The following is a 15,844-nucleotide window of genomic DNA, read 5'->3' on the forward strand; positions in this document are numbered from 1 at the left end:
CATGGCTTTATTAGAAAGTACTCACAGACGTAAAAATCCGCTAACGGGTCGTTGGGTATTAGTGTCACCACATCGTAATAACCGCCCATGGTTAGGCGCAACAGAAGCAGTTAATGAAAACGTATTACCAAAACATAATGAAAGCTGCCCACTTTGTCCAAGCAATACCCGTGCAAATGGCGACAGCAATCCAGATTACAAATACACACACGTATTTAGAAATGACTTTGGCGCATTAACGCCTAATGCCAGCGAGCAATTACAAAGCTTAGAATCAGACAGCGATTTATTTATTGCCGACGAAGCCAGTGGCGAATGCCGCGTAATTTGTTTTTCTCCAGAGCATAATAAAACACTACCAGAGCTTAGCCAAAACGCATTGCACGAAGTAGTAAAAACCTGGAAACAAAATTACACAGAGCTTGCACAGCAGTACGAATGCGTACAAGTTTTTGAAAATAAAGGCGAGATCATGGGTTGTTCGCAACCTCATCCTCACGGCCAAGTATGGGCTCACTCGCATTTATCAACCGAAATAGAAGCCGAAGATAACCAGCAGCTTGCCTATTATAAAAAGCATGGCACAGCCATGCTTGCCGATTACGCGCAAAAAGAGCAAGCAGATAAAACTCGTGTTGTATTTGAAAACGAACATTGGCTTGTTGTTGTGCCATTTTGGGCAGCATGGCCGTTTGAAACAATGCTAGTAACTAAAGATAACATTCAAAACTTTAGCCAGCTAAACGATGTCCAAACCGACTCTTTGGCTCAGGCACTTAAAGTATTAACCACTAAGTACGACAACGTATTTAATTGCAGCTTCCCATACTCAATGGGATGGCACAATGCACCGGCTAATAGAGGCTCTGATGAGCAACATTGGCGTTTGCATGCACACTTTTATCCGCCGCTACTTCGCTCTGCTACTGTTAAAAAACACATGGTAGGCTACGAAATGCTAGGCGAAAGCCAACGCGATTTAAGCGCAGAAACCGCTGCTTCTATTTTAAAAGCAGCCAGTACAACACACTATAAAGATACAGCAGGACACACAGATGAAGCTTAACGAATTCCAACAACAATTTTTGTCACTGTATGGCGCGCCTGCTCAAGGTATTGCAGCAGCACCGGGCCGTGTAAACCTTATTGGCGAATTTACCGACTACAACGACGGTTTTGTTTTACCGTGTTCGTTAGAGTTTCGTACCCAAGTAATGTTTAAAGAGCGCGACGACAATATTATCACTGTGCATTCTTTAAATTACCCAGGCGAAAAAGACAGCTTTAGCGTTGATGAAGAAATCACTGAAGGCCAGTCGCAATGGGGTAACTACATTCGTGCTGTGACTTATGTTCTTAAAAGAGCGGGCTACACACTGCGTGGTGCCGACCTACTTATTGAAAGTAACTTACCGCAAGGTAGTGGCTTGTCGTCATCGGCCGCACTAGAAGTTGCTGTAGGCGGTATGTTTAACCATATTGCACAGCTTGGTTTACCGCCAGAGCAAATTGCGCTATTTGGCCAAGAAGCCGAAAACGACTTTATGCATTGCCAATGCGGCATTATGGATCAGCTTATTTCAGCTAAAGGCGAGAACGGTCATGCACTATTAATCGACTGTGAAAACCTCGCAACTAAATCAGTTAAAGTTCCTGATGATTTAAATATTGTTATTGTTAATTCAAACTACCCGCGTAAGTTGGTTGATAGCGAATACAACCAGCGCCGCATTGACTGCGAACAAGCTGCTGTAAAAATGGGTGTAGAAACACTTCGCCAAGCCACCATGGCTGGCCTGCAAGCAGTAAAAGCAACATTAAGCGAAAACGAATATAAACGTGCACACCACGTAATTAGCGAAAACGACCGTGTAATTGCAGCAACAACTGCACTACAAAATAATGATATGGATGCACTTCGTACGCTAATGGCAGCATCGCACCAATCACTTAAACACGATTTTGAAGTAACCGTACCTGCAACCGATGGCCTAGTAGAAATTTGTAAAGAAGCGATGGGCGATCGCGGCGCAGTACGTATGACAGGGGGTGGTTTTGGTGGCGCAATTGTATGTTTGTGTCGCGATGCGGAAGTACCACTAATTAAAGCTGCGGTAGAAAAGCATTACTTTGAGCGTTTTAGCCTAAATGCTGATATTTACGTATGTTCAGCGGGTTCAGGATTACAAATTACGTCTTTTTAAATAAACTTAAGGAATAAGCATGGCAAAGGTTAATTGGGGAATTATTGGGTGTGGCAATATAGCTCACACCTTTGCTAAAAGCATTGCGCATTGCAGTGATGCACAGCTTATTGGCGCGGCTTCAACGAGTATGCAGCGCGCTAAAGAATTTGCCACACCGTACAATATTCAAGGCTATGAGAGCTATCAAGCTCTTATGCAGTGCCCAAATATAGACGCTATTTATATTGCCAATACGCACGATCAACACTTTAAAACAATAGCCCAATGCTTAACACACAATAAGCACGTGCTAAGCGAAAAACCAATTACCGTTAATGCTAAGCAATTGCAAAACCTCACTAAGCTTGCCAAGCAACAAAACTGCTTTTTAATGGAAGGCGTTTGGATGCGATTTTTACCAGCCATAGTAAAATTACAACAACTCCTAAGTGAAGGTGTTATTGGTAATGTGCACAGTGTTAATGCCAACTTTAGTTTACCTGGCAGCTTTGCCGACACTCACCGATTAATGAACCCTGTAACAGCGGGTGGCGCCCTGCTCGATTTAGGTATTTATCCTATTTCGATTGCTGATGTGGTATTTAATAAAACCCCTGAACACATCAAATCCTTTGTACATAAAAGTACAACCGGCGTTGATGAGCGAAGCACTGCTATAGTTGATTACGGTAACGGGCAATTTGCATCTCTTGCCAGCGCACTGCAGCAAAATGGCCCAACAGAAGCATGTATTAATGGTGAGCTTGGCTATATTCGAATACCTCAGTTTGTAGGTGCAAAAACGCTAGAACTACACATAAACGACCAAGACCCGCAATACTTTGAATACGACTTTAGCGACGATGAAAATTTTAAGTTTGAAATTGCACATGTCACGCAGTGTATATTACAAAAACAAACCCAAAGCAGCGTATTACCACTGGGTACTAGCTTACGAGTTATGAACATAATGGATACCTTACGAGCACAATGGCAGTTGCAATATAGCAATGCCGTCGAGTCGGCTGAACTGACTAATTAAAAAATAAAAATACACAACAAGGACACACAATGACACACACACTCAAGGCGCTTTCAAAAGCTATATTACTTGCTACGTGCAGTTTATCTGCCAGTGTAGCTGTTGCTGAATCTAATAAACCAGAGCAGCTATACCCGCCAATCACTAGCGAAGTACTGCCAGAACTTGCAGCTAAAGGTAGCTACAATGTAGGTGTGCAAACACTTGATTTAGTTAACCCTGCGCAATTTGACCCCGCTACACAAGGTCAAAAAGATCGTCCTTTAAAAGTAGAAGTGTGGTATCCGGCTGCAAAGACAGCAAAAGCACCACTTACCAGCTACACCGATGAAACTCGTTCAGGTAAAGAATTTACTCTGCAAGCCGATGCAATGCGTGATGTCGCCATTAATAATAAAGAGCACTACCCTGTGATAGTGCTTTCGCACGGTTATACCGGTTACCGTACAATTATGTACTACCTTGGCGAGCATTTAGCATCGCACGGTTACATTGTTGTTGCACTTGATCATACTGATTCGACCAATGCTGATGTTGATTTTGAAAACGCACCATTCTCTGGCTTTTTTAGTACGCTTATAAATCGCTCACGCGATCAGCAGTTTGTTATTAATTACTTTAATGAGCAAAACAACTTTGCAAGCAAGCAGGTAGATAACAAAAGCGCAGGCGTAATTGGTTACTCAATGGGTGGCTATGGCGCTGTAAATACGATAGGTGGTTGTTACGCTTTTAATGAGCAAACTACGGCTATGTTTACGGGTATGAAAGACCCTGCTCAAATTGAAAAAGTACAGCAATTACTAAACAGCTGCGCTGGTGGGCAATACCAAAACCCAAAAGTAGACCCACGTATAAAAGCGATGGTGGCCTTTGCCCCATGGGGCGGACAGCACGCTATATTTGATGACAAAGCGATGGAAAAAATTAAAGTACCTTCGCTTTATATAGCCGGTAACCTAGATGACATTTCAGGCTATGAAGGCATTAAAAGTCTTTATGAACAAACAGGCAGCAAAGATAAGTACATGCTTACTTACAAAAATGCACGCCATAATATTGCACCACACCCAGCCCCTGCTATTGCACAAAGCAGCAGTGAGCTAGATATAGGCCATTACTACGAGCCTTCGTGGTCTATGCGCACACTAAACGAAATCAACAAACACTTTGTACTTGCCATGATGGATTGCCACGTAAAAGGCATAGCCAGCGAGTGTAAATACTTAGATTTACCACAAAACGGCGACCAAGCTGTTGTTGATGGTAAGCCGCTGCCACAGTGGCGCGGGTTTGATAATCGCTTTTCTACCGGTATGGATTGGCAACAAGCTAAACCTCACACCAAGTAATAATAAGCTTTAAGCGGCTGTTTTAATCAATAGCCGCGTACGCCCTTAAAATAATGCAAAAATAAAACGCCTTTTATATAAAAGAGTTACCAGAAAATATTAGCGTGTTTATTTTTTAATCTGCTATTTTAAGAAAAAACCATTGCCATTAACTTCGGTTAAAGGCAATCTAGTCATATATAAGATAAGATAAATAACACAAATATCATGTCCAAATACATACTCTCAATTGATCAAGGAACCACAAGCTCTCGGGCCATCTTGTTTACAAAAGATGCAGACGTTTTTGGTACAGCACAACAAGAATTTTCGCAACATTTTCCACAAAATGGTTGGGTAGAACACGACCCTAACGATATTTGGCAAACAGTGCTTAGCACTAGTCGCGAAGTGTTAACTAAAAACGATGTAAAGCCTGAAGAAATTATTGCCATTGGTATCACCAACCAGCGCGAAACCACTTTAGTGTGGAACAAAAAAACAGGCAAAACAATTTATAACGCTATTGTATGGCAAGACCGTCGCACAAGTGACTATTGCGAAAGCCTAACAACTGATGAGCTTTGCCAAACAATAAGCGATAAAACAGGCTTATTGCTCGACCCTTATTTTTCGGCCACTAAAATTCGTTGGATTTTAGATAACGTTGAAGGCGCACGCGAACAAGCCCTTGCAGGTGAGCTCGCCTTCGGTACGGTTGACACTTACCTACTTTGGCAGCTAACAGGCGGCAAAGAGCACCGCACCGATGCAACCAATGCATCGCGCACCATGTTATTTAATATTCACACCCAGCAGTGGGATCAAGAGCTTTTAGAGTTATTCGATATTCCAGAATCTATGCTGCCAGAAGTAATGGATTCAGCTGACGAGTTTGGTTCAACCAGTGCTGACATTTTTGGCGCGCCAATTCGTGTTTGTGGTATTGCAGGCGATCAGCAAGCTGCGCTTGTTGGCCACGCATGTTTTGAACAAGGCATGGCAAAAAGTACTTACGGTACTGGCTGTTTTTTAATGCTTAACACTGGCGAAAAAGCACTGACCTCAGAAAACCGCTTATTGACCACTGTTGCTTATAGATTAAACGGCAAGCCAACTTACGCCATTGAAGGCAGTATATTTATGGCTGGCGCAACTATGCAGTGGATTGTTGAAGGCTTAAAACTACTTAGCCATGCTGGCGAAAGTGAATCGATGGTTAAAGATGTACCGCTCGATCATGGTGTATTTTTAGTGCCTTCGTTTACGGGTTTAGGTGCTCCTTATTGGGACCCTAATGCACGTGGCGCTATTTTAGGGCTAACACGCGATTCGGGTATTAGCACCATAGTTGCCGCAGCGCTGCAATCAGTTGGTTACCAGACCAAAGATTTACAAAAAGCGATGGAGCGTGATGGTCTTCGCCCAAGTGTGCTTCGTGTAGATGGCGGTATGGTAAAAAATAATTGGGTTATGACCTTTTTATCAAACATTTTAGGCGCAACAGTTGAGCGCCCAACTGTGACCGAAACCACCTCTTTAGGCGTAGCATATTTAGCTGGCTTACAAACAGGTGTGTACGAGTCAACCGAGCAGTTATCTAAAATGTGGACATGCGACCGTCGTTTTGAGCCAACTATGAGCGCCGACGAACGTAACGATTTATATGCAAAATGGCAACACTGCGTTGCTCAAGTATGTTTAACGAATAAAAACTGTCCGGAGTAAGTACTAAGTGGCTAAGCCAATACTTTAGCCACTTCGCCTTTTTAACTTAGCTAATAGCTAGATTTAAAGGGATGCTTTACTGCTTTAAATTGAAAATGGATCAGCGTCAAAATTAACGAATAAAAAACTGGGTTTTCTATTGTCAAATGAAAACAGCAGCTTTATGATGCTTATGTCTTATTTATATTACAAATAAAAAGGTTAGCTCGGTGGAATTAGCAGATAACGAATATGACTTACTAGTCATCGGTGGCGGTGTAAACGGCACTGGAATAGCAGCTGATGCAGCAGGCAGAGGATTAAAAGTACTCTTGTGCGAACAATCAGACCTTGCCTGTGCAACATCTTCAAACAGTTCTAAGCTGATCCACGGTGGTCTGCGCTACCTTGAGCACTACGAATTTAGATTAGTAAAAGAAGCCCTAGCAGAGCGAGAAGTGCTACTTAAAAACGCACCTCACATTATGTGGCCACTTACTTTTAGATTGCCGCATCAAAAGCATCTACGCCCTGCATGGATGATTCGCATTGGTTTGTTTATGTATGACAACCTAGCAAAGCGCGAAACACTAGCGGGTTCTCGAAGCATCAAGTTTGGCGAAAATAGCGTACTAGAACCTTCTATTACCAAAGGTTTTGAATACTCAGATGGCTGGGTTGATGACTCTCGCTTAGTCGTTTTAAACGCCCTAGCAGCACAGCAAAAAGGCGCCGTTATTACCACGCAAACTAAGTGTGTAAATGCCAAACGCGAGCAAGGTAAATGGCAGGTAACGCTTGAGCAGCAAAAAAGTAAAGCTAAATACAGCATTTCTGCCAAAGGTATTGTTAACGCTGCGGGCCCTTGGGTTGCTAAATTATTTGATGAAGCGCTAGCAGAAAAGTCGCCACAAAATATTCGCCTTGTGAAAGGCAGCCACATAGTGGTGCCGCGCATTCACGATGAGAAGCAAGCTTACATTTTACAAAATAAAGATCAGCGTATTGTATTTGTTATTCCGTTTGAAGATGACTTCTCACTTGTTGGCACAACCGATGTAGAACACACAGGTGAAGCGCAAGACGTTAAAATTAGTGATGAAGAAATCGATTACTTAATTGATATTACTAACAGTTACTTTAAAAACCATATTAAACGCGAAGATATAGTACATACCTTCTCGGGTGTACGCCCATTACTTGATGACGAATCAGTTAATGCACAAGCCGTTACTCGCGATTATAAATTAGAGCTTTCGAGTGACGCCAAGCAAACACCACTATTGAGTGTGTTTGGTGGAAAAATTACTACTTATCGTAAACTCGCCGAAGCTGCAGTTAATAAGCTTGAAGAATTTTACCCACAAATGAGCGAAGCGTGGACTAAGCACAGCTCACTCCCTGGTGGCGATTTTAGCTCTGTAGAAGCTCTTAAATCAGAGCTAAAAGCGAAATATGAATGGCTACCTGAAATAACACTTAAACGCTTTGTGCGCACTTACGGTACTCGCGCTAAAATTATACTAGGTAGTGCAACTGGACTGAGTGATTTAGGCCAAGATTTTGGCCATGGTTTATTTGCAGCAGAAGTAAATTACTTGCTAAATGAAGAGTGGGCAGAAAACGCATACAATATTTTATGGCGTCGTAGTAAATTAGGACTACGTTTTAATGAGGCACAAGTTGCTACGCTTAATGATTATATTGAGCAAAGCAAAGCGGCTAAAATTGCTTAATAACCGCTAAAGTAATCGGCTGTTGTAGTCCTAAAAACTTCCCGTGCAACCCCTTTATAATTGATTATTATAGAGGGGTTTATTTTTTTGACTCTAAATTAAATAAATAATTAAAGCCACTGAGCGTGGCAGTTTTAATATCAAACTCAACACACTTAACACCAATTTGCTTAAGTGCTGTGGTAAAACACATATTAAGTTGCTTTGTACCAATCACCACAACTTGTGTATCACTCAATAATTGCCACTCGCTAGCATGGCGAGCTGCTCGTACATCGCTCCCTATTAATACGCCCGACAAATAGGCTTTTGCTTGTACTGGTGTTAGCTCCTTTGAAAGCTGGCGGGTACGCACACTAAAAATACCATGTGCCAAGTTACCGCTATCACTACCTAAAGTTAGCTCGCAGCCTTGCTCAAATGCTTTAAAGTCAAACTCACCTTCTGCGCAGTCGTTAGGAATTAAAACACTTTGATGACATAACAAATCATATAACTCGCCGGTCATGGCTGTTTTAAAGCAAATGATTTCGCCATTATTTATAAGCACCCATTTGGTATGTGTGCCAGGCAAACATAATAATATTTTACCTTGTTGATACTCTGGATTTTGTTTTAAAAACCCTAAAATTTGCAGCTCTTCGCCGCGCATTACATCAAATAAGCTATTTTGCAGCGTACACTTTGTGCCGGGTAACGCTTTAATAGTATGCCCATTGCAATCAAAACTAACCGCAGCATTAAGTAACCCCTCAGGATTAATTGGGCACTCTAAATAAGGCGTTTCGTGCCAGCCAATACTTGAGGTAATTTGCCCGGCAATATAAACGGGTAAACTACCATATTCTTGCTTCCACACCGCAATGGTGTCAATTAAGGTTTGCTCAAAATTTTGATTCGCCTTAACAACTCCTGGGCCATCACGCTGTGCTAGTAACTTAAGTGTTGATTGCGCATGTACTTCGCACAAATAAGCACGTAAATGGCTCGTGCCCCAGTCAACAGCGATAAAAAGAGATGAATTAGCCAAGCTTTAAAGCCTCCCACCGTCGATTTTAATACTCTGCCCGGTGATCATACTGCTTTCATCGGCGGCTAAAAAGAGTGCCAAATTAGCAACATCTTCAGGGGTTACTAATTTTTTAAGCGCCATGGCTTCCATCCACTTAACTTGCTCTTCTTCGGTAAACCAGCTTGCTAGTTGACGGTCGGTGGCCACCCACCCTGGCAAAATAGCGTTAACGCGAATACCAAACTCGCCGTAATCGCGAGCCAATGCCTTAGTCATACCAATTAGCCCTGCTTTTGCGGTTACATAGCCGGCCATTTGTGGCTGGCCCATAATCGCGTTAATAGAGCTAAAATTAATGATACTACCGGCTCCATCGCCTTTCATAAAAGACATAGCAACTTGAGAGGCAAAAAATGCAGGGTTTAAGTTTATTTGTAAGCACTGATCCCAGTCTTGCACTGTAACGTCTTCGCTCGCTTGGCGGCGGTCGTTCGCTACATTATTAACTAATACATTAATGGCACCAAAAGCGGCGCATGCATCCACAAGTGATTGCTGAAGTGCATGAGAGTCAGTTACATCAACTTGCCTATACCATAGTTTTGCATTGGGTAAATCACGAATAAGCGATTGCGCTGCCTTATCATCAATATCTATAAATGCTACTTTTGCATTTTGGTTTACAAAGGATTTAACCATTGCTCTACCAATGCCTGATGCACCGCCTGTAATAAAAATAACTTTACCAGAAAGACTATGATATTGAGCTAGGGTGTTCAAATTCAACTCTCCATACAGCGCATTTTAAATTTCATTTAAACTCTTTATAAACTTACATTTACAGTATAAAGAGCCAAACTAAGTTGTTATTGCTGTGTTAAAATATTTAGCTAATTAAAAGTTTATATCATATCCTTGAGTACATTAATATGATATATGATATATAATAAAGCAATATATCAACTCGGAATCCTGCGCAATGAAAAGCCAACCCCGTCAAAATTTAACACAACAATTAACCCACGATTTGGGTTTTGCTATTGTGCGTGGTGTTTACCCTGTAAGCGAAGGCCTGCCTTCTGAAGCCGATTTATGTATAAAGTATGATGTAAGTCGCAGCGCTACCCGCGAAGCGGTAAAAATGCTCTCTGCTAAAGGATTAATTTCTTCTCGTCCTAAGCAAGGTATTCGTGTATTACCTGAAAGTAGCTGGAACATGTTTGATACCGACGTACTACGTTGGATTTTAAGCAGCAAGCCATCACTGTCATTATTAAAAGAGTTTACTCAAGTACGCGTTGCCCTTGAGCCACAAGCAGCCGCTCTTGCTGCACTAAATGCAACTGCTGAACAACTCGCTGAAATTGATAACGCCTTAGCCCGCATGGCTGAAGCAGACGAAGGCTTGGACGATCCACTAGAAGCTGACATTGCTTTTCATACCAGCATATTAGTTGCCAGTAACAATCGCTTTTTTGTGCAGTTAACTGAGTTTATTAGTACTGCCCTTAGAGTAAGTATTCGTTATACAAACCACATTAAAGGTGTACCGGGCGCAGACGTTGCTAAACACGCTGATATTTTAGAAACCATAAAGTCACGCGATCCTGAACGCGCTAAAAAAGCAGTAGAAACAATTTTAGAAGAAGCACTACAGTTAATTGAATCTAAATTAGTTTAATGTTATTTCAACATATTGTATAAATATTGAGTCCATCGAATTTACTCTTTGCAGTATATTTTATGGACTTTTTTATTGCCTATAAGGCTTAATACCAATCCGCAATAATACTTAATCATTTTGCGGGGCTAAACGCGTCGCTACCTGCGTTAAAAAATTCTCATTTACGACTGCATGGATGCAGAAGGTAGAGCAATGCAGGAGCAATTGCCGAGAACAACTAAATAGCGAATTTTTTGCCTAGCTACCAACACGTTTTTCCGCCCTCAAAATAGCTCATTTAATTAAGCGAATTGGTATAAATTACAGACATTAAAAAATCCGATATCAGTCTCCTGATATCGGATTTTTAATTATTTAAATCAGATTAATAACTCTGGTTATTAACTGAGATAAAACGCCTTTTACAGGCTAGAATTACAATCCTAATTTCTTCTCAAGATAGTGGATGTTAGTACCACCATTTTGGAAGTTTTCATCTGCAAGAATTCTCTTATGCAAAGGAGTATTAGTTTTAATTCCGTCAATTACTAGCTCGTTAAGTGCATTGCGCGCGCGGGCAATAGCTACATCACGGTTTTCACCGTAAGTAATTAACTTACCAATCATTGAATCGTAATGTGGTGGAACCGTGTAGTCAGCGTAAATATGGCTGTCCCAACGAATACCTAAACCCCCTGCTGGATGGAAACGTGTAATTTTACCCGGTGACGGGATAAACGTTTCAGGATCTTCAGCATTAATACGACACTCAATAGCATGACCACGAATAACAACGTCGTCTTGAGTGAATGATAACGGTTGACCCGCTGCAATTTTTAACTGCTCTTTCACTAAATCGATACCAGTAACCATTTCAGTTACAGGGTGTTCAACCTGAATACGTGTATTCATTTCGATGAAGTAAAACTCGCCGTTTTCGTATAAAAACTCAAACGTACCTGCACCGCGGTATCCAATTTCGATACATGCACGTGTACAGCGCTCGCCAATGAATTTACGCGTTTCAGCAGTAATTCCTGGTGCTGGAGCTTCTTCAACTACTTTTTGGTGACGACGTTGCATAGAACAATCACGTTCACCTAAATGTACTGCATTACCTTGGCCGTCTGCTAATACTTGAACTTCGATGTGGCGTGGGTTTTCAAGGAATTTTTCCATGTAAACCATGCTATTACCAAAGAATTGCTTAGCTTCTTGCTGTGTTAATGCAATTGAATCAATAAGTTCAGATTCGCTGCGAACAACACGCATACCACGACCACCACCGCCACCAGCGGCTTTGATGATTACCGGGTAACCGATACGCTTAGCGATTTGCATGTTGCGTTCTTTATCATCTGATACCGGACCGTCAGAGCCAGGAACACATGGAACGCCTGCTTTACGCATTGCTGCAATAGCAGACACTTTATCACCCATAAGGCGAATAGTGTCGCCACGAGGACCGATAAATACAAAACCACTTTGCTCAACTTGGTCGGCAAAATCAGCATTTTCTGCAAGGAAACCGTAACCAGGATGAATCGCTACAGCATCAGTTATTTCAGCCGCAGCAATAATGCGCGGAATATCTAAATAACTTTCAGTTGCTGATGGTCTACCAATACAGATGGTTTCATCTGCAAGCAATACATGCTTAAGATCGCGATCTGCCGTTGAATGCACAGCAACCGTTTTGATCCCAAGCTCTTTGCAGGCGCGCAATATACGAAGTGCAATTTCACCTCGGTTTGCAATGACTACTTTATCTAACATTAGAGTTGGCCTTTTAGGTTACGCTATTATTCAATGATGAATAGAGGTTGATCAAATTCTATTGGCTCGCCATTTTCAGCTAAGATAGCTCTTACTGTACCGGCTTTGTCTGATTCAATTTGGTTCATCATTTTCATAGCTTCGATAATACAAAGTGTATCGCCAACTTTAACTTGCTGACCAACTTCTACATATGCTGGAGCTTCAGGAGACGCAGCTGAGTAAAAAGAACCAACCATTGGTGATTTAACTTGATGACCCGTAGGCTCAGCTGGTGCTGCTGCTTCAACAGCTACAGGAGCCGCTGCAACTGGTGCTGCTGGCGCTGGTGCATATTGCTGTGGAGCAAATTGCGGGTAACCAGGGCCTGCGCTCATGTTGTTGCGGTTAATACGTACTGATTCTTCACCTTCAGTGATTTCTAGCTCAGCAATACCTGATTCTTCTACTAATTCGATAAGCTTCTTTATCTTGCGAATATCCATTACACGACCCGCCTATTTGTTTGTGTGTTAATTTAAAATTAAATTGCGCTTTGCAACCGGCTCACAGCGGCATTCAATGCTGCGTGATAACCCATTGCGCCTAATCCACATATCACGCCTTGTGCCACATCAGAAAAATACGAATGATGACGAAAGGCTTCACGTGCGTGCACATTACTTAAGTGCACCTCAAAAAACGGAATATCAACACTCAACAGTGCATCACGTAATGCGACGCTAGTATGCGTAAATGCAGCTGGGTTGATAATTATGTAATCAACCGCTTGCCAAGCATCGTGAATTCGTTCGATGAGTGCTTGCTCACTATTACTTTGAAAATGCGTTAACTCAACATCTAGACTATTAGCAGCACTGGTTAGCTCCTCCATAATCTCACTCAGCGTCTGAAAACCGTATTTATCCGGTTCACGTTTACCAAGCATGTTTAAATTTGGACCATTTATAACTAAAAGGTTAAATTTTGCAGCCATAATACGCGATATATCCTATAAGTAATGAGTTAAGCGGTTACTAACTAGTTTTTCACTTTTAAGTAAGCAGAAAAAGCAATGTAGCAACAATTTCTCACGTTAACCAACTATTATAGTGATTTCGACGTAAATAGCAGCAAAATACTGGTCTTATCAGTGTCGTGGGTACAAATATAAGGGGAATTGTGAAGGTGCCACTTAATCAATTCAAGTGGCACTATTGCACTATTATTGTGCGCTGGCGCGCACAACTGCTAGGTGTTTAGCAAAGTCCTCAGCATTTAAAAAGCCCGTTACGCGCTGCGTACTAAGCTCTTGTCCTTGAGTATTAAAAAACAAAATACTAGGTAAACCAAACACCGTGTACTCTTCCATTAGCTCAATTGTTTTATTATCACTCTCAGTTAAATCAATTTGAATAAGCTGATAGTGGCTAAACTCACTTTGCACTTTGGCATCAGGAAAGGTGTAATGTTCAAACTCTTTACACGCCACACACCAGTCGGCATATAAATCGACCATAACCATTCGACCTTCGTCGTTTGCTTGTGCAACTGCTTCTTTTAATTTTGCTAAATCAGCAACCTGTTTAAACTCATTATTTTGTGAGCTTACCTGTACTGTTTGTACTTGAACTGGCCAAAAGTAGTTTTTAGTTAACGTAAAGCCTGTAATAACTAATAGAGTTGCAGCAAACCATAATGCAGTTTTTAACTTGCTTTGTGTTTGGCTACTTTGCCAATGATGTAAGTACAGTGCTGTTGCTAATGCAAGCACACCTGCCATTAATAATATAATGTCGGCGCTTACTAGTCGCTCAAGTAATATAAGCGGCACAACGAGCATCACAAAACCAAACAAGGTTTTAACTTGCTCCATCCAACCACCCGCTTTAGGAAGCAATTTACCGCCAGATGTACCAAGTAATAAAAGTGGTAACCCCATACCTAAACTAAGCACGTACAGTGTTAAACCACCTACTAAGTAATCACCACTTTGCGCTACAAATAACAGTGCAGCCGACAGTGGCGCAGTAGTACAAGGTGATGCTATTAAGCCCGAAAGTACACCCATTAAAAATACGCCAACGTAGTTGCCGCCTTTTTGGTTGTTACTTACTTGAGTTAGCTTGCTCATCATACTGCTTGGCAGTTTAATTTCGTACCAACCAAACATCGACATAGCGAGCAATACAAATAATAAACTAAAGCTGATTAACACAAATGGATGCTGTAAATATCCCTGCACTTGCCCACCAAGCGCAGCAACAACTAAGCCAAGCGCTGCATAGGTAACTGCCATACCTTGTATATATACAAACGACAACGCAAACGCTTTTTTAGTTGAAAGGTTTTGCTGACCCGCAATTAAGCTCGACAAAATAGGAAACATTGGAAATACGCACGGCGTAAAAGCAAGGCCTACACCAACAGCAAAAAATATGAGTAAATTAGTTATTAAACTCTGACTGGCTAATTGCTCAGTAAAAGTCAGTTCTTTTTCGGTATCATCCGAATTTGTTGTAAGTTCAGTCGTTGGCTCGTTGAGTGCTGAAAATGTACTTTGCGCTGTTGCCGCTTCATCTGTAGCGCTATTTTGATCTACATTTTTAATCTGTGCGCCACTAATTACACTAAGTGGAATGCTAATCACTTCTGGTGGATAACAAAGCCCTGCTTTTGCACAGCCCTGATAGCGAACTTTAACAACCGCTCCCTCAGTAATATTACTTAACTTACTAACAACGCTCGCGGTATTAAAAAAGACTTCTGTTTTACCAAAAAATTCATCTTCAATAATTTCGCCACTACCAGAGTCACCTACTTGGATGTTTGCGCCCTTGGCAATGATTTCTATTTTCTTTTTATATAAATAATAGTCTGGCGCTATATCCCAACCTACAAACAAGGTGCTGCCTTGCTGATCAAAGTCAAATACAAACGCTTGGTCTACAGGTAAAAAAGTGTGTTGAGGAGGCCCAAGTAGATCACCAAGCACATTATTAGTCGCAGCCTTTACAGGTACGGTTAATAATGTAACCAACAATAAAAAGAAAAAACGCATTAATTCAGTACCTCGTCCATCCAATTAAAATACGCCAAATTTCCCGTAGAAACTTCTAAAACCTGAATCTCTGGCACTTCGTAGCTATGTAACTCTTTTATTGTTAGAAACACATCGTTCATTTTATCTGATTTCGTTTTTATAAGTAGCTTAGCCTCAGTTGCTTCTGCAACTTCGCCTTCCCACATATAAATAGAGCCCATGTTAGGTAAAATATTTACACAAGCAGCTAGTTTTTTTTCTACCAACGCCCTTGCAAGTGTGCGTGCTTCTGCTTCGTCTTTGCAGGTCGTAAAAATCATTTTAAAATGCGTAGTCATTATGAACCTATACTTATTGGACAGTGTCTAT

Annotated in this window: 14 protein-coding genes; 7 read left to right on the forward strand and 7 right to left on the reverse strand. The window is 41.4% G+C overall.

The window, feature by feature from the left end; genetic code table 11:
* Position 1 precedes the first annotated feature (1 nt).
* The 6 genes from I6E82_RS16240 (at position 2) to glpD (ending at position 8,002) form a co-directional block, all read left to right on the forward strand.
* Positions 2-1,066, forward strand: coding sequence for a UDP-glucose--hexose-1-phosphate uridylyltransferase (locus I6E82_RS16240; RefSeq protein ID WP_197118291.1), 1,065 nt, complete (start codon positions 2-4; stop codon positions 1,064-1,066).
* The gene (galK, locus tag I6E82_RS16245; protein WP_197118292.1) at positions 1,056-2,204 is read left to right on the forward strand and encodes a galactokinase; all 1,149 of its coding nucleotides are present in this window, start codon (positions 1,056-1,058) and stop codon (positions 2,202-2,204) included. Before I6E82_RS16240 ends, galK begins: the two co-directional genes overlap by 11 nt.
* 19 nt (positions 2,205-2,223) lie before the next feature.
* Complete coding sequence (locus I6E82_RS16250; RefSeq protein ID WP_197118293.1) at positions 2,224-3,228, forward strand: Gfo/Idh/MocA family protein; 1,005 nt, start codon at positions 2,224-2,226, stop codon at positions 3,226-3,228.
* Positions 3,229-3,257: 29 nt separating this feature from the next.
* A complete protein-coding gene (locus tag I6E82_RS16255; RefSeq protein ID WP_197118294.1) occupies positions 3,258-4,580 on the forward strand; it encodes an alpha/beta hydrolase family protein in 1,323 nt (440 codons plus the stop codon).
* 207 nt (positions 4,581-4,787) lie between these two features.
* Positions 4,788-6,287, forward strand: a complete 1,500-nt coding sequence (gene glpK, locus I6E82_RS16260) for a glycerol kinase GlpK (RefSeq protein WP_033012289.1) — start codon at positions 4,788-4,790, stop codon at positions 6,285-6,287.
* Positions 6,288-6,496: 209 nt separating this feature from the next.
* Complete coding sequence (gene glpD, locus I6E82_RS16265) at positions 6,497-8,002, forward strand: glycerol-3-phosphate dehydrogenase (protein ID WP_024600060.1); 1,506 nt, start codon at positions 6,497-6,499, stop codon at positions 8,000-8,002.
* Positions 8,003-8,081: 79 nt separating this feature from the next.
* On the opposite strand, the gene I6E82_RS16270 is transcribed toward glpD, so the two are convergent.
* Together I6E82_RS16270 and I6E82_RS16275 are read right to left on the reverse strand one after the other, a co-directional pair.
* A complete protein-coding gene (locus I6E82_RS16270; protein WP_024606500.1) occupies positions 8,082-9,032 on the reverse strand; it encodes a 2-dehydro-3-deoxygalactonokinase in 951 nt (316 codons plus the stop codon).
* Positions 9,033-9,035: 3 nt separating this feature from the next.
* Positions 9,036-9,794: an SDR family NAD(P)-dependent oxidoreductase gene (locus I6E82_RS16275; protein ID WP_002958845.1), complete on the reverse strand. Its 759-nt coding sequence runs from the start codon at positions 9,792-9,794 to the stop codon at positions 9,036-9,038.
* A gap of 199 nt (positions 9,795-9,993) precedes the next feature.
* Here I6E82_RS16275 and I6E82_RS16280 point away from each other — a divergent pair, with 199 nt between their 5' ends.
* Complete coding sequence (locus tag I6E82_RS16280; protein WP_007580047.1) at positions 9,994-10,695, forward strand: FadR/GntR family transcriptional regulator; 702 nt, start codon at positions 9,994-9,996, stop codon at positions 10,693-10,695.
* A gap of 417 nt (positions 10,696-11,112) precedes the next feature.
* Here I6E82_RS16280 and accC read toward each other — a convergent pair whose 3' ends face one another.
* From accC to cutA, 5 genes are all read right to left on the reverse strand, one after another.
* Entirely contained in the window at positions 11,113-12,453 is a 1,341-nt protein-coding gene (gene accC / locus I6E82_RS16285; protein ID WP_007580045.1) for an acetyl-CoA carboxylase biotin carboxylase subunit, read from the reverse strand.
* Between the two features lie 26 nt (positions 12,454-12,479).
* Positions 12,480-12,938, reverse strand: coding sequence for an acetyl-CoA carboxylase biotin carboxyl carrier protein (accB, locus tag I6E82_RS16290; protein WP_007580042.1), 459 nt, complete (start codon positions 12,936-12,938; stop codon positions 12,480-12,482).
* Positions 12,939-12,976: 38 nt separating this feature from the next.
* A complete protein-coding gene (gene aroQ / locus I6E82_RS16295; RefSeq protein ID WP_007580040.1) occupies positions 12,977-13,429 on the reverse strand; it encodes a type II 3-dehydroquinate dehydratase in 453 nt (150 codons plus the stop codon).
* A 228-nt stretch (positions 13,430-13,657) separates the two neighbouring features.
* Entirely contained in the window at positions 13,658-15,493 is a 1,836-nt protein-coding gene (locus I6E82_RS16300) for a protein-disulfide reductase DsbD (RefSeq protein WP_197118295.1), read from the reverse strand.
* On the reverse strand, positions 15,493-15,813 hold the full coding sequence (gene cutA, locus I6E82_RS16305) for a divalent-cation tolerance protein CutA (protein WP_007580036.1): 321 nt from the start codon (positions 15,811-15,813) through the stop codon (positions 15,493-15,495). Before cutA ends, I6E82_RS16300 begins: the two co-directional genes overlap by 1 nt.
* Positions 15,814-15,844: the final 31 nt, after the last annotated feature.

The sequence above is a fragment of the Pseudoalteromonas sp. NZS11 genome (assembly GCF_015864765.1).
Classification (GTDB): domain Bacteria; phylum Pseudomonadota; class Gammaproteobacteria; order Enterobacterales; family Alteromonadaceae; genus Pseudoalteromonas; species Pseudoalteromonas arctica.